Source organism: Brenneria nigrifluens DSM 30175 = ATCC 13028, from assembly GCF_005484965.1.
GTDB classification, from domain to species: domain Bacteria; phylum Pseudomonadota; class Gammaproteobacteria; order Enterobacterales; family Enterobacteriaceae; genus Brenneria; species Brenneria nigrifluens.
In genome coordinates, this window is sequence record NZ_CP034036.1 from 2,983,487 (window position 1) to 3,005,134 (window position 21,648).

The 21,648-nt window shown below is 62.7% G+C and carries 17 protein-coding genes; 9 read left to right on the plus strand and 8 right to left on the minus strand.

Features of this window, described 5'->3' with window-relative positions; translation table 11 throughout:
- The first annotated feature begins 37 nt into the window (after positions 1-37).
- Complete coding sequence (locus EH206_RS14045; protein WP_009113483.1) at positions 38-937, plus strand: AEC family transporter; 900 nt, start codon at positions 38-40, stop codon at positions 935-937.
- A gap of 352 nt (positions 938-1,289) precedes the next feature.
- Here EH206_RS14045 and EH206_RS14050 read toward each other — a convergent pair whose 3' ends face one another.
- Positions 1,290-1,772, minus strand: a complete 483-nt coding sequence (locus tag EH206_RS14050; RefSeq protein ID WP_009113484.1) for a YjjA family protein — start codon at positions 1,770-1,772, stop codon at positions 1,290-1,292.
- Positions 1,773-2,148: 376 nt separating this feature from the next.
- Between EH206_RS14050 and EH206_RS14055 the strand changes: the two genes are divergently transcribed.
- On the plus strand, positions 2,149-2,523 hold the full coding sequence (locus tag EH206_RS14055) for a hypothetical protein (protein ID WP_136163987.1): 375 nt from the start codon (positions 2,149-2,151) through the stop codon (positions 2,521-2,523).
- Positions 2,524-2,750: 227 nt separating this feature from the next.
- Here the strand turns inward: EH206_RS14055 and EH206_RS14060 are convergent, their stop codons facing one another.
- Positions 2,751-3,665 (minus strand): LysR family transcriptional regulator, encoded by a 915-nt coding sequence (locus EH206_RS14060; RefSeq protein ID WP_009113486.1) that lies wholly within the window; start codon positions 3,663-3,665, stop codon positions 2,751-2,753.
- A gap of 111 nt (positions 3,666-3,776) precedes the next feature.
- Between EH206_RS14060 and EH206_RS14065 the strand changes: the two genes are divergently transcribed.
- Positions 3,777-4,667, plus strand: coding sequence for an alpha/beta fold hydrolase (locus EH206_RS14065; RefSeq protein ID WP_009113487.1), 891 nt, complete (start codon positions 3,777-3,779; stop codon positions 4,665-4,667).
- A 15-nt stretch (positions 4,668-4,682) separates the two neighbouring features.
- Here EH206_RS14065 and EH206_RS14070 read toward each other — a convergent pair whose 3' ends face one another.
- Positions 4,683-5,399 carry a GntR family transcriptional regulator gene (locus EH206_RS14070; RefSeq protein ID WP_083832793.1) on the minus strand — a complete coding sequence of 239 codons (717 nt, stop codon included), beginning with the start codon at positions 5,397-5,399 and terminating at the stop codon, positions 4,683-4,685.
- A gap of 89 nt (positions 5,400-5,488) precedes the next feature.
- Here EH206_RS14070 and EH206_RS14075 point away from each other — a divergent pair, with 89 nt between their 5' ends.
- From EH206_RS14075 to EH206_RS14095, 5 genes are all read left to right on the plus strand, one after another.
- Positions 5,489-6,184 carry a DUF2848 domain-containing protein gene (locus EH206_RS14075; protein ID WP_009113489.1) on the plus strand — a complete coding sequence of 232 codons (696 nt, stop codon included), beginning with the start codon at positions 5,489-5,491 and terminating at the stop codon, positions 6,182-6,184.
- Entirely contained in the window at positions 6,184-7,533 is a 1,350-nt protein-coding gene (locus tag EH206_RS14080; protein ID WP_009113490.1) for an amidase, read from the plus strand. The genes EH206_RS14075 and EH206_RS14080 overlap by 1 nt, the downstream gene beginning before the upstream one ends.
- A gap of 53 nt (positions 7,534-7,586) precedes the next feature.
- Positions 7,587-8,237: a DUF4286 family protein gene (locus EH206_RS14085; RefSeq protein WP_040343944.1), complete on the plus strand. Its 651-nt coding sequence runs from the start codon at positions 7,587-7,589 to the stop codon at positions 8,235-8,237.
- The gene (locus tag EH206_RS14090; protein ID WP_040343290.1) at positions 8,237-9,559 is read left to right on the plus strand and encodes an MFS transporter; all 1,323 of its coding nucleotides are present in this window, start codon (positions 8,237-8,239) and stop codon (positions 9,557-9,559) included. The genes EH206_RS14085 and EH206_RS14090 overlap by 1 nt, the downstream gene beginning before the upstream one ends.
- A gap of 291 nt (positions 9,560-9,850) precedes the next feature.
- The gene (locus EH206_RS14095) at positions 9,851-10,687 is read left to right on the plus strand and encodes a siderophore-interacting protein (protein ID WP_009113493.1); all 837 of its coding nucleotides are present in this window, start codon (positions 9,851-9,853) and stop codon (positions 10,685-10,687) included.
- A 491-nt stretch (positions 10,688-11,178) separates the two neighbouring features.
- Here the strand turns inward: EH206_RS14095 and EH206_RS14105 are convergent, their stop codons facing one another.
- The 5 genes from EH206_RS14105 to fepB form a co-directional block, all read right to left on the minus strand.
- Positions 11,179-14,457, minus strand: a complete 3,279-nt coding sequence (locus EH206_RS14105; RefSeq protein WP_009113494.1) for a condensation domain-containing protein — start codon at positions 14,455-14,457, stop codon at positions 11,179-11,181.
- A 29-nt stretch (positions 14,458-14,486) separates the two neighbouring features.
- Complete coding sequence (locus EH206_RS14110) at positions 14,487-16,622, minus strand: TonB-dependent receptor (protein ID WP_009113495.1); 2,136 nt, start codon at positions 16,620-16,622, stop codon at positions 14,487-14,489.
- Between the two features lie 372 nt (positions 16,623-16,994).
- On the minus strand, positions 16,995-18,059 hold the full coding sequence (locus tag EH206_RS14115) for a FecCD family ABC transporter permease (protein ID WP_009113496.1): 1,065 nt from the start codon (positions 18,057-18,059) through the stop codon (positions 16,995-16,997).
- Positions 18,056-19,096, minus strand: coding sequence for a FecCD family ABC transporter permease (locus tag EH206_RS14120; RefSeq protein ID WP_009113497.1), 1,041 nt, complete (start codon positions 19,094-19,096; stop codon positions 18,056-18,058). Before EH206_RS14120 ends, EH206_RS14115 begins: the two co-directional genes overlap by 4 nt.
- Before the next feature lie 30 nt (positions 19,097-19,126).
- Positions 19,127-20,119 (minus strand): Fe2+-enterobactin ABC transporter substrate-binding protein, encoded by a 993-nt coding sequence (gene fepB, locus EH206_RS14125; RefSeq protein WP_232216503.1) that lies wholly within the window; start codon positions 20,117-20,119, stop codon positions 19,127-19,129.
- 199 nt (positions 20,120-20,318) lie between these two features.
- On the opposite strand from fepB, the gene EH206_RS14130 reads away from it, so the two are divergent.
- Positions 20,319-21,635, plus strand: a complete 1,317-nt coding sequence (locus tag EH206_RS14130) for an NtaA/DmoA family FMN-dependent monooxygenase (protein ID WP_009113499.1) — start codon at positions 20,319-20,321, stop codon at positions 21,633-21,635.
- Positions 21,636-21,648: the final 13 nt, after the last annotated feature.

The window sequence follows — 21,648 nt, forward strand, 5'->3', positions numbered from 1 at the left end:
TAATATAATTCACCCGTGTTTTATCGGAGCCTTTACTGTGACCGTTTCACAAACCATCCTGCCCGTCTTTCTGTTGATCATCCTGGGATATATTCTGGCCCTCCGGGGGACGCTCGATCCCCATGCCAACAAGGTGCTGGGCGGTCTGGCTTTCAAGCTGTTTATGCCGATGGTTCTGTTTACGGGGATGGTTAACGCGCCGCTGCACGATGGCCTGAACATCAGGATCTTGGCGGCCTATTTCGTTCCGGCGCTATTTATTTTCGCCGTGGTCAACCTGTTCGCCCACCGCAGCGTGGGACATCCGACCCCTTTCGGCCTGACCGCCTCCTTTTCCAACAATGCCCTGATCGGCCTGGCAATGGTGGGCGGGCTGTATGGCAACGCCGGTCTGGTGTTGCTGTTTACCGTACTCGCCGTACACAGCCTGCTGCTGTTCAGCTTTCAGAGCCTGTATAGCTGTCTCGCCGGTAGCGTACCCTTTAAGCCCGGTGTTCTGGTAGCCAGCCTCGCCAACCCGATGATCGTCGGATTGCTGTTGGGAACGGCGGTTAATCTGTCGGGCCTGATACTGCCGGACTGGAATATGAAACTGGCAACCTGGCTGGCGCAAGCGGCATTACCCTGTGCGCTGATCGTTCTTGGCGCCAATCTCTCCGGCTATCGACTTCGCCCTGACGCCCATGTGGTCGGCATCACCGTCGCCAAACTGGCCGCCATGCCGCTGCTGGTTCTGCTGGTATGTATACTGCTGGGCATTAGCGGCATGCCACGCGGGGTGTTGGTGCTGATGGCCGCCAATCCCTCCGGCGTCAACGTGCTGGGATTTTCGCGCTCGCAGCAAGACAGCCAGATTATCAGTTCGGCCATTTGTCTGACGACGTTATTGTCGATAGCAACCATTCCACTATGGATATGGATCAATAGCCTGCTTTGACCTACCGCGATACCCACGCCAGCCCCTGTGCCTCGCGACATTGGCAATCTACTGCCTCAGCTCATTTCCGTGCGGTCTTTTGGGCTCAGGATGTAAGTAAAAGAGGACATGAGGCGTGGGTGATCAACCTTCCTGGATGCGGTAGATCTGATAACTATGAAGAAATGACCGGTAATCATGAAAAAATGGCGATGAGAAAATCTGGACTGGTAGGACCGTACTTCTAAAGCCATCACAGCCGCCCATGCAAGTGGCCGGACGCTGAAAATTTTAAGATCTCATCTTCGCAATAGCGCCAGAGAAAATAAAAGCAATAAGGGCCAATCAATAGGCCCTTAAAAAAAGATCTTTATCAGGAAATAAAATTCGCACCTTGCTTTAATACCACATCACAGGCCTTGGTTTTTACCTTTTCGGCCAGTGGCGTATTCCCGATGCTATTCAGATTCAACTGTTTTCCGTCGCTGGTATTCAGAAGACCAGCCAACCCTTGCGTATAGTCGGTCTGTTGCTGTTTCTCCTGCTGGGAAGAAAGACCAAGCTTATCCAATAATTGGTTTTTAACGTTTTCGGTATTGGTTGCTGAAACCAGTTTTTGTTCCACACAGTATTGCAGAATCCCGGCAGCGTTGTTCATATTGCCGGCACTCAGCGTCTGATTGCCGCCGTTGAGCAGCCCTGCCAATCCACTCTGGCTTGCGGATGAAGAGCTATTCTGACCTAATTGACCCATCGCACTGGAAAGCGAATCCTGCAAACTTGCCGCCTGAACGTAGCCTGCCATCATAAAAATTGCCAAACCAACGGTACTCGCTACGCCTCTGATTGATTTCATCACTCTTTTACTCTCTATCTGACCGATATACTGAAAAAATACAGCGTAGTATGTTACTTAAAAAGCAGAAAGCTCTGCATTTTGCATATTCTGCCAAATTGGCTGGTTCGCCTGTCTATGGCGATCCGGCAGGGGAGGATTTATCCTCACCGGTTTTGGTAACTCCCGGTCTGCAAACCCTGTCTGGATCGCCGCCATCAGAGAGACGTTCAGTTTCCAGGCGTGCGCGCATTAAGGTACTCCATCATTTACACAAGCCTCACCGCGGGGCGATTACTCATCCTTTTGTCCCAAAGAGCCATAGAGTTTCGGGTTCGCCTTGCCGATAGTTGATTAAAGTTTCACCGACGACGGGAAGAGTATGGAAGTCAATTCATTGAGTACATCTATAGTAACCTGGCAGAGCAAACTGACCACCGCCGGCCAATCTGCCGCCGACAAACTTCAACTCACGGTGCTGGAAGACAGCAACGCGGCCAGTGCCGCCATGGACGCCGAACGCCCATCGGTGAAAGACACCTCCACGCCGCAAGACCCAGGCAATTTCAGCCTCTACCGGCAAGGCGGGCGACCGCAAGATCCCAACGTGCTGTTGCGCTCCGCCAACGAGATCTTTGGCGATGCCCAGGCCGCGTTAAGCAAGGTTCAATCCGCCTACAACAATGTCGTCGAGCGCCTTGCCGCAAGTAATCCCGAACTCGCCGACAAGGACTTTGGTTTCAGCGTCGCGCGGATGGACGACTTATCCTGACGTCCACTGGCGATCTCTCAGACAAACAGGCCAAACAAGTAAGCGATGCGCTTAATGCATCAAGGCCCCTGATTGCCGCCGCCGACCGCTATGCGCAGTTGCACATCGAGATGGTCGAGTCGGACAATGTTTTTATGTACGGAAAATTTCATCTCGATCTGGATAACTATGCCCAGACCATTGATATCGGCAAGGAGCTCCGGGCGATCGATAAATTTCCCCGCAGGCTAATAAAATGAGCGCCGTAAGTAGGGCTTCCCACCAAATTGGCGCTGCCGGCCGATACGACGGGCTGCGTCGATCAGGGCGGCGACGGCGGGCGTTTCCTCGCGCGCAAACGCATAGAAGCGCGCCGCGGGCAGCGCCGGCCATTGTCCGTCCGGGCCCAATTCCCTCAGGCCTTCACGTAGCTGGCTGCGGGCGATAACGGTGACGGCAAAGCCCGATAAGGCGGCCGACAAACAGCCCGCCATGCTGCCGCTTTCGAACACGATGCGCCATGGCCGTTCCGTCTTGCCCAGCGCGGCGATGGCGGATTCCCGGTAGATGCACGGCTCGGGAAACAGCGCCAGCGGCAGCGCCGCCGCGCTCTCCGGCGTCTGGTCGGCGGCGTAGGCCCAGACCAGCGGCTCCTCCCACAGCAGTTCGCCTATTCCGTCCACGCGGCTGCACTGTTTGCCGAAGACCAGATCGATGCGGCCATGTTCCTGCTGGCGCAGCAGATCGGCGGTGATGCCGACCTTAAGCTCAATGGTCGCCTGCGGGTGGCTAACGCGAAAGCGCTGTAGCGCCTGGGGCAGCCAGGCGGCGGCAAAGTCTTCCGACGCGCCGACCCGCAGGCGTCCACGCAGCGGCGCGCCGCGCAGTTTCGCCCGGGCCTCGCATTCCAGATCCAGGATATTGCGGCCGTAGGTGCATAAGGTTTCGCCGGCCAGGGTCAATTCCAGACGGCGGGTGGTGCGCGCCAGCAGAATAGACCCCGTCGCCTGTTCCAGGCGCTTGATATGTCCGCTGACCGCCGAAGGCGTCAGCGCCAGCCGTTCGGCCGCCGCGGCAAAGCTCCCGCTGTTCACCACTTCAAGGAAGGTGCGCAGCAGCACTATATCCAGCAGCTGGCCTTCGGCGGCGGGTAAGATTTCCATGGCGGCTCCATTCAACGTAAAAAATCACTAATTAAACGATATTATTCGTTAATCGCGATGAATAATTCAGCCAGACTCAAGGGGACAGAGCAACCCACAGGAGACGACGCTATGCCAACTCAACATATCGCCACCACTTCCCGGCTCAATATTGCCTATCTGGAACTGAACCCGCACGGCGAACGGTCGGCAGTGCTGCTGCACGGCTGGCCGGATAGCCCGGCCTGCTGGAAGACGGTGGCGCCGATACTGGCCGACGCGGGCTACCGCGTGCTGGCCCCCGCGCTGCGCGGATTCGCGCCCACGCGCTTCAGGGACGCGGCGACGCCGCGCAGCGGGCAGCTGTCGGCGCTGGGCCGCGACCTGCTGGAGTTTATCGACGTGCTGGGGCTGACGCGTCCGCTGCTGGTCGGCCATGACTGGGGCGCGCGGGCCGCCGCCAACGCCTGCGGTCTGCGCGACGGCATCGCTTCGCATCTGGTGATGCTGTCCGTCGGCTACGGCACCAACGATCCGAATCAGACGATCGGCCTTCAGCAAGCGCGCAACTACTGGTATCACTGGCTGATGGCCACCCCGCGCGGCGCGCGCGTGGTGCGGGAGGAGCGCGAAGCCTTTGCGCGCCAGATGTGGGATACCTGGGCGCCGGCGGGCTGGTACGCAGACGCCGACTTCGACGAGGCCGCGCAGGCGTTTCAGGGCGACGACTGGGCCGAGGTCGTGCTGCATTCGTATCGCCACCGCTGGGGTTTTATCGCCGGCGATCGGGCCTATGATCAGGACGAGGCCCGCCTGAATCCGGCGCCCGTGCTGTCGGTGCCGACCCTGGTGCTGCACGGCGGGGCCGATACCTGCAACCATCCCGATAGCTCGCTCGGCCGCGAGCATTTTTTTCAGGGCAGATACCAGCGGCAGGTACTGGAAGGGATCGGACACTTTCCGCAGCGGGAAGCCCCGCAGCAGGTCGGCCGGGCTATCCTGCAATTTTGTCAGGTGGGGTAAGGCGCGCCCGGCCTCTCAGTAAGCGTGCAGCAGCGCGTGACGAAACGACAGGATATGGGCTTCCACCGCGGCCTGCGCGGCGGCGGCGTCCTGCTGCGCCAGGGCGTCTATCACGGCGCGATGCTCCTCCACCACCTCCTGGCGGTGTTCTTCCCTGGATAGCGTGCTGGCCCAAAAGCGCTGCGAACGGGCGTGCAGCACGCTGAGGATATCGCTCAGCGTGCTGTTGCCGGCGATCTGCGCCAGCGTCTGATGAAATTGATGATCCAGCGTCATCATCAATATCCGGTCGCGGGCCTGGCTGGCCGCGGCAATCTGCTGATTCAGATCGCGCAGTTCGGCGATATGCGCCTGCGTCACGCGCTGGCAGGCCAGCCGTATGCACAGCCGTTCATTGGTGAGGCGCACGTCGATCAGCTCCAGCGCATCGTTAATGGACAGCGGAGATACCATAACGCCCTTACGCGGGATCACCTGGAGTAAGCCCTCGTTCGCCAGACGATGGATAGCCTGATTGACCGGCGTCCGGCCCATATCCAGGTCATTCATCACCTGCGCGGTATTCAAATACTCTCCGGGCTTGTAATTCAAGGTCACCAGCGACTGTTTAAATCGCCGGTAGGCCAGTTCGTTCTGCGACAGTCCGCTCTCCTCCACCGTCGACAATACCTGACGCCGCTCCTCAACGCTCTTCACCCATAGCTCCTGCAACAAAAAAGTCTTTAGACACATAGTACACAAAACATGGCACGAAAATCGCTTAATACCGTAATGAAAGTCGTGTGAAATTTCACAATAATTTTAGTCGGAGCGGGGATTTTATGAAACTGGTCTTTAATTTAGCGCAGAAAAGCGGCGCGGCGGCGCTGGAGGTTGATATCGATCGTCTGGTGATCGCCGGCTGGACCGGGCGCGATCGTCAGGCGGTTTTGCACCATATTCGGGAACTGGAAGCGATCGGCGTGCCTCAGCCTAGTGCAATTCCTCTGTTCTATCGCGTGGCGGCGAATCAGCTCACGCAATCCCCGGTGGTTGAAGTGATCGGCGACGCCAGTTCCGGCGAGGCCGAACCGTTAATCTTTTCCCACGGAGGCGAACTCTATGTTTCGCTGGCGTCGGATCATACCGATCGGCGGCTGGAAGCGCACAGCGTCGCGCTGTCGAAACAGCTGTGCGTCAAGCCGGTGGCGCGGGACGCCTGGCCGCTGCGCGAAGTCATCGAGCACTGGGACAGCCTGATTCTGCGCTCGTGGATCAAGGAGGACGGCGACTTCCGTCTCTATCAGGAGGGCACGCTGGCCGGCCTGCAACCGCCGATGACGCTGCTGCAACGCTATCTGGCGACGGACGCGCCCATCGCGGCGCAGGCTGACGGTCTGGCCATGACCTGCGGCACCATGGCGGCGATTGGCGGCATACGTCCGGCGGCGGAATTCCGCATGGCGCTGGTGGACGAACGTCTGGGCCGCACCCTGAGCCACAGCTATCGCAGCATTGAACTGCCGGTGGTGGCGTGATGGAAAAACTCACTTTACGACAGGCCGCCGCCGGGCTGGCGACGGGCGCGTTCACCAGCGTTGAGCTGACCGAGTCCGCGCTGGCGCGCATCGCCGACCCGCGGGGCGAAGGGGCGCGCGCCTTTACCAGGGTATACGCAGACGCGGCCGGACAACAGGCGCAGGCGGCCGACCGGCGGCGCGCGGCGGGCCGACCGCTCTCGGCGTTGGACGGCGTGCCGGTCTCCATCAAAGACCTGTTCGACGTCGCCGGCGAACCGACCGCCGCCGGCTCCCGCGTGCTGGCGGCGGCTCCGCCCGCCGCAAGCCACGCCGCCGTGGTGGCGCGCCTCTTGCAGGCCGGCGTCGTGGTGGTGGGCAAGACCAATATGACCGAATTCGCCTATTCCGGCCTGGGGATCAATCCGCACTACGGCACGCCGGCCAATCCGTGGGATCGCGACGCGCGGCGGATTCCGGGCGGCTCGTCTTCCGGCGCCGCGGTGGCGGTGGCGGACGGCATGTGTTTCGGCGCGGTCGGCAGCGATACCGGCGGCTCGGTGCGCATTCCGGCGGCATTCTGCGGACTGACAGGCTATAAGCCCACCGCCCGCCGTATTGATGACGCGGGGCTGCTGCCGCTATCGCCGTCACTGGACTCCATCGGCGTTATCGCGCACGGCGTCGCCGACTGTATCGCGCTGGACGGGCTAATCGCCGCGCAACCGCTGACGCCGCAGGCAAGACCGTTGGCGCAGGCGCGCTTTGGCGTGCCGCAAACGCTGGTGCTGGACGGACTGGACGACGCGGTCGCCGCGGCCTTCGATCTGACTCTGCGGCGTCTGGCGCAGGCGGGAGCGCGCATTGAAGCCGTGCCCTGCGCGGCGTTCGCCGAACTGGCCGCCATCAACGCCGCCGGCGGCTTCACCGCGCTGGAGTCATGGCGCTGGCATCAGTCATTGATCGCCGGCCATGCGGACGAGTACGACCCGCGGGTGCTGTCGCGTATTCGTCGCGGCGCCGCGCTGGGAGAAAGCGATCGGCTGCTGCTGGCGCAGCAGCGCGCCGACTGGCAGCGGCGGGTGAGCGCCGAAGTTCAGGACTACGATGCGCTGCTGATGCCCACCGTCCCCTTTATCGCCCCGACCATCGCCGAACTGGAGACGGATGACGACGCCTATTTCCGCATCAACGGCGCGGCGCTGCGCAATCCTTCGGTAATCAATTTCCTGGACGGCTGCGCCCTTTCGCTGCCGTGTCAGCCGCCGGGCGATGCCCCGGTCGGGCTGATGGCGGCGGGATTGCCGCTGCATGACGACGCGCTGCTGGGGTGGGCGCTGTCGATTGAGCGTTGCCTTGCCGACGCCTAATTTTCCGGCGGCATCGCCGTCTTATTTGAGTTAACAGGAGAATATCCATGGCTATTTCCCCTTCCCCCAATGGAATGCTGCTGGTCGCCACCGATGTCGCCGCGCAGGATGAGGCGGATTTCAATCGATGGTACGATCGCGAGCATGTGGAAGAACGAGTACGCATCCCCGGTTTCCTCAGCGGCACGCGCTATCAGGCGTCGCAGGGCGGCCGCAAATATCTTGGCCTGTATAAAACCCTTTCCCTGGAGTGCTTTACCTCGTCGGCCTATCAGGCCGCCTTTACCCGTCAGACCGCCTGGTCGGAAACCAATCTGCGCCGCATGCGCGATCCGATGCGCCGGGTCTGCGCGGTGCAAGCCGTGACCGGACAGGGCACCGGCAGCCAGCTCAGCATACTGGCGCTTGAACCGGCGCCGGATAGCGCGCTGATCGATAGCGTTCTGCGTCTGGGGGAAACGCTGTCGGCCGAAGCGGGATTTGTCGCCAGCAGCCTGCTGTTGCCGGACGCCGCGCTGAGCACGCCGCTGCCCAACGAGTCCCGCGATTCACGCCCCATGCTGCCGCTGCTGTTGGTGGAAAGCAGCGGCCCCGCCGCCGCCGCGCATCTGAGCGCCCTGGCGAGCCGCGCGTTGAACCTATCTGCCGATAACTTTCTGCACTACGCCTTCAATTGGCAACTTACCGCACAGGAGCTGAAATGATGAATACCGCTACCACCGAAACGGCGCCAGGGGCGTCGCCGCAGGAACAGACCGCCGCAACGCCGAATACCGGTAAGCTGGCCGCGGCCAGCTCCATCGGCACCGCGCTGGAATGGTATGACTTTACCGTTTACAACATTATGGCGGCGCTGATTTTCAATCATGTGTTTTTCCCGTCGTTCGACCCGCTGGTGGGCACCATTCTGGCGTTTTCCACCTATGCCGTCGGCTATGTTTCGCGGCCGATCGGCGGCATCGTCTTCGGCCACCTGGGCGACGTGCTGGGACGGCGTTTTGTGCTGGTCGCCACGCTGATCATCATGGGGGTGACCACGGCGCTGATGGGGATACTGCCCGGCTACGCAACCTGGGGGGTCTGGAGCCCGCTACTGCTGGTCACGCTGCGCTTTGTGCAGGGCATCGCGCTCGGGGGAGAATGGGCCGGCGCCGTGCTGCTGTCGATGGAGCACGGCAAGCCGCATCAGCGCGGGCGCAACGCTTCGTTCGCCCAGGTCGGGCCGTCCTGCGGCACGCTGATCGGCACCGGTTTTATTACGCTGGTTACGTTGTCGATGTCGGCGGACAGTTTCCAACTGTGGGGCTGGCGCATTCCCTTTCTGCTAAGCCTGGTGCTGGTCGTCTTCGGCCTGTGGCTGCGCCGCGGCGTCGGCGAGACGCCCGCCTTTCTCAAACTGGAAAAAAACAAGGATATTACCCAGGCGCCGATCCGCGAGGTGTTCAGCCGGCATCTGCGCTCGCTGCTGATCGCCGGCGGGGCGCGCATCGGTTCCGACGTGCTGTACGCGCTGGTGGTGGTCTTTACCCTGACCTACGTGACGACGGTGCTGCACCTGCCGCGGCCGCTGGCGCTGACGGCCACCATGCTGGGAGCCTGCGGCAACGCCATCGCCGTGCCGCTGTTCGGTATGCTTTCCGACCGCTTCGGACGTCGCCCGGTATATATGGGCGGCGCGCTGGCGGCGGTGATCTGGGCGTTTGTCTTCTTCGTACTGCTGGACAGCGCGCAGCCGGTGCAGATCTGCATCGCGGTGGTGGTCGGGTTGCTGATTCATGCGGCGATGTACGGGCCTCAGGCGGCGTTCGTCACCGAGCAGTTTCCCACCCACGTACGCTACGCGGGGTCGTCGCTGGCCTATACACTGGCGGGGATCGTCGGGGGCGGTTTTGCGCCATTGATCATCACGTCGCTATTCAGCGCTTACGGCGGCACGCTGGCGATCTCCCTGTATGTGTCGCTGGCGCTGTTTATCACCCTCTGGGCGGTATGGGCCGCCAGAGAAACGGCGCATAAGCCGCTTTAAAAGCGGGATCCGATCTGTTGCAGGGCTACAAAAGGCGCTACAACAGACCGGCAGGGGGCCGTTCAAACCACTCTTACGCTGAAAACGGAGTTGAGTAGTGGAACGGCCCTCCCTATCGTTACCTCAACCTTATTACTCGTCACCGCGGTTAACCGGAAAATCGCCCTTTATATCCCCGCCCTGAATGAAGGAAAAGATTTTACCATACGCTTGATAATGATAATTAATATTAAAAAAGATAGCTGATACACTGAACGGACAAAAAACCATCTTTCCTGAGGGAGAAGAACGATGTCCACACCAAACGAAGCCCCCAAGACGACGTACCGCCCGGCGCCTCCGCGGTTGGTACAGGTTAAAGAAATTAACGACATTACGCCCGGTCTGCGCTCTATTACCTTCAGCGGTGAAAATCTGCATGACTACCCGCCGGACTGCGAAGGCTGGCATCTGAAAATTCTGTTGCCCCGCGAAGGAGAGCAGAAGCCCGCATTACCCACCCTCACCCCGCAGGGACCGCAGTGGCGGGAGAATGAGGTGCCGCCGTTTATCAGAACCTACTCGGTACGCGCTATCCGGCTGGCGCAACGCGAACTTGATATTGAATTTGCCATGCACGACGGCGCCGAGGGGCCGGCGTTGAATTTTGCCCGGCGGGCGCGCCCCGGCGACTGGATAGGCATCTCCAATCCCGGCGGCCCCGATCCGATGCTGCCGGAAGCGAAGCACTATTTTATGGCCGGCGATCCCACTTCGCTGCCGGCGATCGCCGCCCTGTTGGAGAAAATGGCGCCCGAGGCGCAGGGTAAAGTGGTTATTCGCGTGGATAACGCCGGCGATACGCTGGATCTGCGCAAACCGGCGGGCGTGGAGGTCGTCTGGCTGACGGGGGATATCTCCCTGACGGACAGGCTGGTGGATATCTTTACCTCCTGGCCGTTACCCGCTCAGGACGTCACTTTCTGGATTGCCGGCGAAGACCGGATGATCAAAGCGCTGCGCCGTTATATCCGCCGGGAAAAGGGGTACGACCGCCAGCGGATCTACGCCATTCCCTACTGGCGCCACGGCTATGATGAAGAGCGTTATCACGATCTGCGGCATGAAATTATGGATAGTCAGGAGTAAGCCCCCAAAGGGCCGAGGGGTCCCCCACAAATCTGGGAAAGGGATGTCTGTAAGCGCAGTGAGGGTTTCGTGCGCACTAACCTCAGTCGATTTCTGCGACCGTCGAAGCACGCGCCCGACATGGGGCGGTTCAGGCGCCGCCGCCCCATGGCCCCGGGCTTTTCGCGAAATGATGAACCCCGTTGGGGTTCACCCTACGGGCCAACGCAAGCGTTGTTCCATTTTGCGTTGCAAAATGGTGTCGTCGCTACGCGATGCCTTCGGCGTTCGTGACCGCTGGTCGGGCCGCCATTGACGCGGAATACTCGTCCCATCCATGGGACTCGCCCTAACGGGCCAGCACAAGTGCTGTTCAAAAACGCTCCCGGCGTTTTTGTCCGGCGCGGCACTGGCTTTCGCGGCGTCCCTGCCGCTCACCCGGCGGTCACGCCCACCTCAGCGCGATTTTTTACGCGAAGGAAAACCTTTAAAACCCCTACCCCGCCCACCGCCTATACCAGGTTATCCTTACCTTCGGCCAGCAATAGCCGCCAGCCGTTAAGGGTGGGATTTTTCATCAGCGAGACGAAATCGACCTCGTACCCTTCACTGCGCCAGTGGGCGATCAACGACATAATGCGCACCGAATCCAGACCGTATTCGAGCAGGTTTTCATCATCGCCGATATCCTCGCCGTCAGCGTCGAGCATCGGCAACAGCAGCTCGCGCAGGCGCGCTTTGTCCCAGCCCGGCGTCATGGCGTCCGGCGCCGCAACCAGACTCGCGGGATTCTCCGCCTCCGGCGGCGGTAGCAGCGACGCCAGCGGCAACTGAGCCGCCCGCTTTTCCGCCAGGCGGGCAAACACCCTGGTAAGGGTGGCGGCGATCAGATCGACCCTTGCGGCGTCATAGTGTTGTGAGCGGTAGCTCATCAGCACGCGTATCGACGTCTCGCCGGCGATAATCTCTTCCATCACCTCGAACTGCAGGCCCAGCAGCGATTCGCTCTTTTGCGGATCCACCTGTCTGAAAGAGACGCGGCTCCCGTCATGCAAGGTAAAGCAGCCGTTCAGTTTGTTCTTGGCGTGCAACTGGATAAATACTTCGAATATATGCCGGCCGTCCGGGCTATCCCCGTCCGGCAGCGCTTCTTCAACCAGGTCGATGGGAACGTCGGTGTAAGGCATTGAGTGGTTAATATTGTTCTTCACCTGTTCGATAAGCGCGGCCAGCGTCATCCCCGCGCTGAAACGCAGGCGGTGCGCCACCACCGTGGTGAAATAGCCGATGGTGTCGAAGAAGCGGGCATCGTTGCGTCCGGACGCCGAGGTGCCGATAACCAGGTCGTCCGGCGCGCCCAGAGCATGAAGCGCGGCCGCAATACCGGCATAGGCGACGTTGAACAACGACGCGCCCTGTTCGCGGGCCAGCCGGTACAGACCGTCCGCCACCGCTCGTTCCATCTTCAGCTCCACCCATCCTCCGGCGCTGGAGGGTGGCGCGCCGCCGTTTTCCGCCGTCGCGGCGGCCTCAAACAGCGGCTTGCCGCGCTTTACGCCGCGCAGACTCTCGACCCAATAGTCGAGGTGCGCCTGATTGAGGCCCGCCTTATGCTGTTCTATGGCGAACTTATGGAACGGCGCCGGCCGGTTATGCCATACCGGCGAGCGGTTCGCCGCCCGGCAGGGATAGGCATAGGCCAGTTCGTCCATCAGCAGATTGACGGACCACTCATCCAGCACGATGTGATGAAACAGCAGGGAGAGGATCTGCTGCCCGCTTTCGTCATCGCGCATAAACCTGACGCGCAGCGGCAGTTCCGCCGCCAGGTTGAAGCGGTGTCCGGCTTCCTGCGCCAGCGCCGCGCGCCAGTCGTGCGCCGCGCATTGGTGCGAATATCCGAACCACTGATAATGGGGCAGATCGCCGAGCGCAACGATACGCTGCCGCACCCCGCCCTGCTCCTCGCCAAACAGCGTTCGCAGGCCGCTATGCCGTTCCAGCACGTCAAGCAGCGCCTGCCGGAACGCCGTCTCATCGACCGGGTCGAGAAAACGCAGGGCGAAGGGAATATTGAAGATGTCGCCGAATTCAAAGGCGGCGTAGGCTTTCCACAGCGATTCCTGCGCCAGAGACAGCGGCGCGATCGCTGCGTCGCCGTGCGCCGTTGGCGCCGCGGAGGACGCGGCGCTAAGTCCGTCGCCGCGCCGCGCCAGGGCGGCCAGCCCCCGGGCGGTGGGATGGCTGAACAGATCGTTGATATGGATTTCGATATCGCGCCCGCTGAGCAGCCGACCGATCACCCGCGTGGCGATCAGCGAATGGCCGCCAAAATCGAAAAAATCATCATCAAGGCTCATTTGCGGAGACGCCAGCGCCTCACGAAATTCGGCGAGGATAAGATCGGCTATCCCGTCCTGCTGCACCCCGTCTGACCCCGGCGGTGCGGCGGGCAACGCCTCATCCTCCTGCTGGCCCCCCCCCGCCGCGGCGCCGGGCAGGTTTACGGCCGCGGGCGACGCCGCCTCCGGCCCCGCCAGCCAGGCGACAAACCGTTCGAGCAGAAAGCCGCCGATATGGGGCGAAACCCGCGGCCCGGCGATCAGCTCCAGACTCAGCGTCTCCCCCGGCCCATCGCCGACGGCCAACGCCAGATCGACGCAACAGCGCGCCGGGGGCAAAGGGATGCGCACGGCGGCGACGCCCGCCAGGCGCAGCGACGGCGAAGGGTCCAGCAGCCGGATCACCCGCACCGGAGAGTCCGGCGCGTCGGCAAGCGTTTCGCTCCGCTCCCCGTCTGACGCCAGATCCGCCTGCGCCTGCGCCACCCTCTCGCGCAGCGGCCTGCCGTTATCGCGCACCTTTACCTCGGGCAATCGCTCGTCATCCGCCGCCTGCTCCGCGCCCGCATCGGCACAGGGCAGGCCGACCGTTACCTCCTCCCCCGCGCCGGCCGCCGAAAGATAGCAGCCGAACAGTACCGCCAGCGCCGTCAAGCGGGATGGCGGCTCGCCGTCCGGCGGCATAAACGGCACCAGCCGCGCGGCGTCCAGCGTGGCGCCGTAACGCGTCGCCGCGCCGGTATGCCGGGAGCGGGATTGGCCGAAGTCGACGATCTCCCCTGCGCCGCGCGCTTCATCGCGGTACAGTCCGGGCAGATTGATACGTCCGCCCCGGTTCGCCAGCCAAATCCCCTCGGTAAGGCCGGCCTGGGCGGCGGGCCGAAGATGCGCCGGCAACGGCCGGCCGTTGTAGATGGCGCTCAGCGCGGTCAGTATCTGCGTCCACGACAGCTGTTTTCCCAGGATAGCGTGCGCCACCGCCCCCAGAATCACGCCGTGCGGCCCGCCGATAAACAACAGGAAACGCACCGGCGGCTCAAGGTGCAGTTCACAGGGCTTATCCTGCTCGCGCAGCAGGGCGGCGATGGCCTGTTCCTCGACAGCTATCGCTTCGATGGCTATCGGCTGTATCACCGGACTGACGGAAAATTTGCGCAGTTCCCCCTGCTCATCAAAACGGTATCTGACGTTGAGGCCGGGCACTACCCTCAGCACCGCTTCCAGGGCGCCGGCCAGCCGACCGGGCCGGACCGCCGGGCCAAGCCGCCAGGCCAGCGCCAACTGGTCGGGCGTATACTGATATTGCTGATGGCGCAGCCACGCCCGTTCTTCAAACGGCGTCAGCGGCTGTCCGTCGCCCGGCTTCTCATCCGCTATGGCGCCATCATCGCCGGCCGGCGTTTTGCGCGCCTTATCGTCAGCCGTGCCGTGGTCAAAATCGTCCGTCACTGCGTCCTCCTCCCGTCGCTGCGGTCACGTTAGAACGTCAGTTCGAGAGAGGCGCCGACCAACCGGTCCGGCCTGACCTCGGAGAGGTAGGCCACGCCTCTGGAACTGCCGTAGTAGGACATGACGCTGTCGTCATGATCGAACAGGTTCTGCGCGAACAGCGTGGCCCGTCCCTGTTTGAAGGCGTAGGCGAGCTGGAGATTGGTGGTCCAGTACGACGAAATCCTCCCCCGCCGGTCGTTGTCATTGTTGGAATAGTAGGAGTCCGAATAAGCGACGTTACCGCTCAGTTCGAAGCCCCGCGCGAAGCGATACCTGGCGCCCAGGTTGGCGGTATAGCCCGGCGCCCGCGCCAGCCTGTTTCCCTCCAGTTCGCTGCCGGAAAAGCTCTCGATCTTTGATTTCAGCAGCCCGACCGAGCCAAACAGATCGAACTCCCACGCCGGCGTCCAGCGGGCGCCCAGCTCGGCGCCGTAGGTCTTCACCTTGTCGGCGTTGAGGATCACCGAGGAGCCGCTCACATCGACGGGAAGCTGCATATCCTTGTAATCGTTATAGAAAATATTGGTGGTCAGTTCGACGTTACTGTCTTTTAGCTGATGGCGGCTGAATAGCTCATAGTTCCAGACGTACTCCGCATCATAGGTGTAGCTGACGAAAGGCGCGAGGAAGGTCATACCGGCGCCGCCGGCGTTGTAGCCGCGCGCGATGCGCCCGCCGTATGCCTGTCCGTCCCGCGGCTTCCACACCACTTCGGCCTTGGGCAGGAAGACGTTATAGGACTTATCGAAATCGATCGCCACGTTGCTGCTGCCGCCTTGCCGCCGCCGCTCCTCCCGTTCAAGGCGTCCGCCCAGCGTTACGTCGACCTTTGGAACCACGGCGTAGGTGGCCTCGGCAAAGGCCGAGAAGGATTCGGTGCGGTCATCGAAGGTATTGACGCCGCCGTAGTAAGCGTCGAAATTGAGCCATTCGTCCTGCGTGGAGTAGAAATAGCGCAACCCGGCCAGCGCCCGCAGCCTGTCTTCGCCGCCGCCGAAACGCGCCAGGGGTTCAAGCTGGAACTCCTTGCCGTCGATGTTCGCGGACTGCAGGCCGTTCGACGTCAGACGCTGATTGTCGAAATCGGTATACAGCAGCTTGTTCTCCAGTTGCAGGCTATCGGACGCCTCCCAGGCGATATCCCAGATGCCGCTGGTGGATTTGGTCTCGAACACCGGCCTGGTGGTCTCGAAACGGACGCTGCTGGTGGCCTCGTTCTGCGGCGCCCGGGTGTCGTAGTGGTTAAGGGAGAGCTTGGTGGTCAGTTCGGGCAGGGCGGCGGGATTGTACAGCAGCTTGGCGCGGGAGGTGGTCACCTCTATTTCCCGCGGATCGCCGACCGGCGCATAGGCGGTGAGATCGGCGCTGCTGCGCCGCCGCTGACGGTCGACGCTGACGCGGAACGCCAGCTCATCGTCGACCAGGGGGCCGGAAACCATCGCCGCCGTCTGCGAATAGTGCCGGTTGCCGATGCCCCCCTTCACCGCCTGCTCCCAGTGGAACGTCGGGTCTTTCGAGGTGATCAGCACGGCGCCGGCGATGGAATTGCGCCCCTGGAGCAGACTCTGCGGACCGCGGAACACCTCGACCCGCTCGATGTCCCACATCGACTGGGGGCCGAATGCCAGTTCATTGTAGGTGAGCGAACGGCCGTCCACCGCCATATTCAGGCGCGCGCGCGAACCGTTGAGAAAAGCGTGGGCGCCTTGCGCCGGTCCGGTGCCGTCGATGCCGCGCACGGTGGGCAGATCGTTGCCGATGCCGGTATCGACGACGTTCGAGGTCATCTTGAGCAGATCCGACGCCACGGTCACCCCCGGCGTCGACTCAAGCCTGCGGGAATCGTAGACCTCCACGCTGGAACCGGTATCGTAAATAGAGCGGTTGACCTTCTCGCCGGTGACCACGATGGCGTCCGTTTCCGGCCGCGGGGCCTGCGGCCAGGCGGCGGAGCTCCTGCCGCTCTCCTCCCTCTCCTCTTCAAGAGCGGCCCTGGCATCGGACAGGGGCAGAACAGCCGCTCCCAGCAACAGGGTAGCGACGGAGCCGGCAACGCGTAAACCGACGCCGTCTCTTTTGCCATCCGCCGCGTTATGCCGCAGAGTCGCGTGTAACGTACTCATCAATAACCCTCCTTTAGCAAAAGTGCACAAAATCTGTTCTACTCACATAGAAAAAAGTGTGATTTTCACTTTGCAAACGGCATCTGGCATCCGGTACGACTCTGTAACACGCGTTATCCGTGCCGCAGGGACAGATTGACTCTGCCCGGGGCCATCGCCTGGTTATTGTTTTGCCTGCGCCACGATGGCTGCGTCTCAATTAAAAAAGAACATCTCCTATAAAAAACGTCAGGGTGACATACGGGAATGGCTAAAAAAACAGCACCCGTCATCGCGAATGATAATGTTTCAATTTAAGTAATGCAAATCATTACTATTGTAAGGAAACGAAAAGAAAGGTCGCGATAAAGGGGATAAAACGATTTGCGCGGCTCAGAACCGGCGCATGCGGTTCAGCAGCCAGAGTAGATAAACGCCCCCGATAATACCGGTCATACGGCCGACGGGCACCGCGACCGTCAGGGGCAGCAGCAGCGTGATCAGGTCGGCCAGCAGCAGCAGGCAGGACCCCATCAGCGCGGCGCTGATTACCGGCAGCTTGCGCGAGCGGGTTAAACGCGCCACCAGCTGCGGAGCGGCCAGGGCGACAAAAGCGATGGGTCCGGTGGCCCCGGTGGCCAGCGCCGCCAGCACCACCGCGCACAGAATCATCAGCAGCCGGACGCGCTCCACGCGGATGCCCAGCAGGCAGGCCATATCGTCGCCCATTTCCATCATGGTGAGCTTTCTGGCGCACAGCAGGACGACCGGCAGCAGCACGGCCACGCCGATCATCACCGGGATCAGGTGCATCCAGGTGCGGGATTGCACCGAGCCGGCGAGCCATAGGTTGGCCATCACCGCGTTATCCAGATCGCCCTTCACCAGCAGGAAACCGTTCAGCGCGCTGAGCACCGCGCCGACGCCGATACCGGTAAGGATCAGGCGATACCCCCGGAGCGTTCCCCCTTTCACCGCCAGCAGATAGACCAGCAGCGAGGCGGCGATGCCGCCCGCTATCGCGGCGAAGGCGACGGCCGTCGGCGCAGGGTCGAACAGGACGATCTGCAGCAGCGCGCCGCTGGCGGCGCCGGTGGTGCAGCCGATAATATCGGGGGAACCGAGCGCATTGCGGGAAACGGACTGGAAAATCGCCCCGGAAACGCCCAGCGCCGCGCCGACGAAAATCGCGGTCAGGGTGCGCGGCAGGCGAATATTGCGGATGATGCGATCGCCGGGGCCGCCGTCGCCGTCGCCCAAGATGGCATGCAGAATCTGGGCGACGCTGATATCGATCCGTCCCGCCGTCATGGCGAACGCGGCCAGCAGCAGCAACAGCAACAATAGCCCGGCGCACACCGCCAGCGTCCGGGGAGAGACCAGCAGCGATACACCGCCCCGGCGCCAGACGGCGCCGCTGACGCCGGCCGGGGTGTCGCTACGGCGGGCGGCAGTCATAGCTGGATGATTTTCCATCGTCTCACCAGCACCACGAACACCGGTCCGCCAATCAACGCCGCCATAATGCCGACGCCGATCTCTCCCGGATAGCCGAGCAGCCGGCCGAGAATATCGGCCGTCACCATCAGGATGGCGGAAATCAGCATCGACCAGGGCAAAACCCAGCGGTGGTCCGAACCGGCCACGAAACGGGCGAAATGCGGCGCGGTCAGTCCGATAAAGCCGATAGGTCCGGCCGCCGCCGTCGCGGCGCCCGCCAGGGAGATAATCGTCAGCGCCGACAGCAGCCACACCCAGAGCGCGTTCACGCCCAGCGACTGCCCCAAATCGTTGCCGAGCGCCACCATATCCAGCGATTTCGCCAGGGTAAGCGACACCAGCAGCCCGGCCGCCGCCACCAGAGAAACCGGCCCCAGCACCGCATAACCGCGTCCCTGCAGGGAGCCGACGACCCAGTGGCGGAACTGATTAAACACCTCCTCGTCGCTGTTGACGGTAATCAGCTGCGCCAATGCCAGCAGCACCACGGTCAGCGCCGCCCCCGCCAGCACCACCCGCACCGGGTTGATTTCCCGCCAGCCGCCGGAGAGAAAATAGACCCCGCAGCCCACCAGCCCGGCGCCGAGCAGCCCGAACCACATATACCCGGCGACGTCGGAAACGCCCAAAAAGGCGATTGCCGCCACAATGGCCACCATCGCTCCGGCGTTCACGCCGAGAATGCCGGGGTCGGCGAGCGGATTGCGGGTCAGCGCCTGCATAATGGCCCCGGAGACGCCCAGCGCGGCCCCCACCACTATCGCCAGCAGGGTGCGCGGAATTCTCAGGTAGCGCACCAGCAGGTGCTCGCTGCTGCCGGCGTCGAACGCGACCAGCGCCTGCCAGGTCACCTGGGCCGGAATGGGGCGCGAACCGATAAACAGGCTCCACAGCGCCAACGCCGCCAGCAGCAGCGCGCCGATAAGCAGGCCCCGGCGCCGAAAGCTCAATTTGCCGCTGCCCGGGCGGGGAACAACCTGAACGACTGGTGGCATGGCGAATGACCCTGGGTAGATAACAAGCGGTTACGGCGACGGCGCGGCCTGTTCCGCCTTGCCGAACCGTCTGACGATGCCGGCGATAATCTCCCCGGCGCTGAAATAATCGATGCGGAACGAATTGACGCCCAGACCATAGACCTGGCGTTTTTTCACCGAAGGCAGGTTGGCGAGCAGCGGATCGGCCAGAAACGCCGACGCTTTGTCATCCCCGGCGTTAAGCAGGAAGGTGGTGGGCGCGCTCAGCCGGGTCAGGTTTTCATACTCCGTCCAGACAAAATCCTGGCGCGGAGCGACGCTGCTTTGCCATGCCGGGTCGGGCGCTTCGAGGGTGAAGCCGAGCGATTGCAGCAAGCGGGCGTGAACCCCGTCGGCGGTGGCGATCGGGTTGCTGGTGCCGGGACCGTTGTAGCTGATGATGTTCACCTTGCCGGCCGGCGGCGTAATGCGCTCGCGCGCCGCCGCCACCGCGGCGTCGAACTCGACGATGCGGGCGTTGATCTGCGCTTCAAGGCCGGTTGCCGCACCGATTTGCCGCGCCAGATCCTGCCAGGTCTGACCGCCGTAATCCAGCACGATGGTCGGCGCGATGGCTTGCAGTTCGCCTATCTGCCCCAGCGCGGAATCCCCGCCCGTGGCGGCGACCACGATCAGATCCGGCGCCACCGCATAGGCCGCTTCCAGCTCCACGCTGCCCGCCGGCCACAGTTTTTCCACCCCGCGCGCCTGCGCCGCCTTGTCCCACTGGGCGAAAAAGCGGCCGTTGGCCGCGGTCGCGCTGGCCGCCACCGGCGCGTCGACGGCCAGCAGCGTGCCGGTGATGGTTACCGAGGTGGAGAGGATGCGCCTGGGCGGAGCGGTCAGGGTGGTGGCGGTGCCGTCGGCATTGCGAAACTCCCTCGGCCAGCCCGGCTGGGCGGCAGCGGCCGGCGGGCTGGCGCCCTGCGCGATTAGCCCCGCCGTCAGCGCCAGCGCCGTTATCAGGCGGCCGATGCCCGCCATACCTTTCCGTCTGTTCATAAGCTCCCGACCGTTAGCATTATAATTAGGTACGATAACCGTAAAAAAATAGTCCTCGCCCGGTACGGCTAATTTTTCAGCAGTATATTATTCACACACATAGCGTCGCAATAGCGTCACCGCCAATCGCCTTGCCCTGTCGCCGATGCGCCAGAGTATGGCAGCGACGAAAACCTACTCTCGAACAGGAGGCGCAGACATGAAAGCAAACCGGCAACTGTGCATCGGCCTATCCATTGCGGTAACCTGGCTAAGCGGAAACGGTTGGCGACGCGCCGACAGCCGGGTGGAAGAGATATACTCGGCCGATTTTTATCTCGACCTGGCCCGGCGGGCGGAAAACGCCAAACTGGATTTTCTGTTCCGCCCCGACGTCCTGTTTATCGATCCGCTCCGCGCGGCGCAATCCCCGTCCTTCAGCAGCCTCGATCCCATGATTTTGCTGACCGCCATCGCCGGGGAAACCCGCCGCATCGGCCTGATTTCCACCGCCTCGACCACCTTTTTGCCCCCTTACCTTGTCGCCAGACAACTCCAGTCCCTTAACTGGATCAGTCAGGGCCGCGTCGGCTGGAACGTGGTCACCGCGTTGGACGGCAACCGCAATTTCGGCCTCGACCGGATGTCCGCCGCCGACGAACGCTACGAAAAGGCCCTTGAGTTCACCGAGGTGGTGCGTCGGCTGTGGCAAAGCTATCCCCATACGGCGCTGACGCTCGACCGCCAAAAAGGAGAATACGCGCGGGCCGACAGGCTGCGCCCCATCAACCACCGCGGACGTTTCTTCAGCGTGCAGGGGCCGCTTAACGTACCGGACCCCGGAAACGGCGCCATCCCCCTGTTTCAGGCCGGCGCTTCGGACCGCGGGCGCGATTTCGCCGCGCGCATCGCCGACGGCGTCTTCGCCGCCACGCCCGATATCGCCGCCGGCGTCGAGTTGCGCCGCGACCTGCGGCGGCGGGCGCGGGCGCGCGGCCGGCACCCCGACGCGATCCGGGTGCTGCCGGGCTTAAGCCTTTATCTGGGCAAAACCCGGCGCGAGGCGCGCGAACTGTATCAGGAGACCCAGGCGAACCAGACGCCGGCCGCCCAATACGCCCGTATCCGCGACATGCTGGGGATCGACCTCAGCCGGCTGCCGCCGGACCGTCCGGTCACGCCGCAGATGCTTCCCGCCTCGCCCGCGCCGCCGCCCAGTCAGACCCATGCCGATTTATTACGCCGCCTGATTGAACGGGAACGGCCGACCGTCAGCCAGCTGCTGATGCGCCCGGAGGTGGCGGGCTCGGCGCACTGGCTGGTGGTCGGCACGGCCGAAGACGCGCTGAACGACATCGCCGCGCGCGCGGCGGCCGGCGCGGCGGATGGCTTTATCGCCCTGCCCGGCGGATCGCCGGCGTCGCTGGACCTGCTATTCGACGAACTGATACCCCGCCTGGCGGAGCGCGGGCTGTTCCGCCGCGACTATAGCGGCGGCACCCTGCGCCAGCATCTGGGCATGGACCCTGAGGGGTAATCGCCGCTACAAA

Coding starts and splice junctions, on each gene's coding strand:
- EH206_RS14050 (WP_009113484.1), bottom strand. CDS start 1,772: ATGAAATCAATCAGAGGCGTAGCGAGTACCGTTGGTTTGGCAATTTTT.
- EH206_RS14060 (WP_009113486.1), bottom strand. CDS start 3,665: ATGGAAATCTTACCCGCCGCCGAAGGCCAGCTGCTGGATATAGTGCTG.
- EH206_RS14065 (WP_009113487.1), top strand. CDS start 3,777: ATGCCAACTCAACATATCGCCACCACTTCCCGGCTCAATATTGCCTAT.
- EH206_RS14070 (WP_083832793.1), bottom strand. CDS start 5,399: ATGTGTCTAAAGACTTTTTTGTTGCAGGAGCTATGGGTGAAGAGCGTT.
- EH206_RS14075 (WP_009113489.1), top strand. CDS start 5,489: ATGAAACTGGTCTTTAATTTAGCGCAGAAAAGCGGCGCGGCGGCGCTG.
- EH206_RS14080 (WP_009113490.1), top strand. CDS start 6,184: ATGGAAAAACTCACTTTACGACAGGCCGCCGCCGGGCTGGCGACGGGC.
- EH206_RS14090 (WP_040343290.1), top strand. CDS start 8,237: ATGAATACCGCTACCACCGAAACGGCGCCAGGGGCGTCGCCGCAGGAA.
- EH206_RS14095 (WP_009113493.1), top strand. CDS start 9,851: ATGTCCACACCAAACGAAGCCCCCAAGACGACGTACCGCCCGGCGCCT.
- EH206_RS14110 (WP_009113495.1), bottom strand. CDS start 16,622: ATGAGTACGTTACACGCGACTCTGCGGCATAACGCGGCGGATGGCAAA.
- EH206_RS14115 (WP_009113496.1), bottom strand. CDS start 18,059: ATGACTGCCGCCCGCCGTAGCGACACCCCGGCCGGCGTCAGCGGCGCC.
- EH206_RS14120 (WP_009113497.1), bottom strand. CDS start 19,096: ATGCCACCAGTCGTTCAGGTTGTTCCCCGCCCGGGCAGCGGCAAATTG.
- fepB (WP_232216503.1), bottom strand. CDS start 20,119: ATGAACAGACGGAAAGGTATGGCGGGCATCGGCCGCCTGATAACGGCG.
- EH206_RS14130 (WP_009113499.1), top strand. CDS start 20,319: ATGAAAGCAAACCGGCAACTGTGCATCGGCCTATCCATTGCGGTAACC.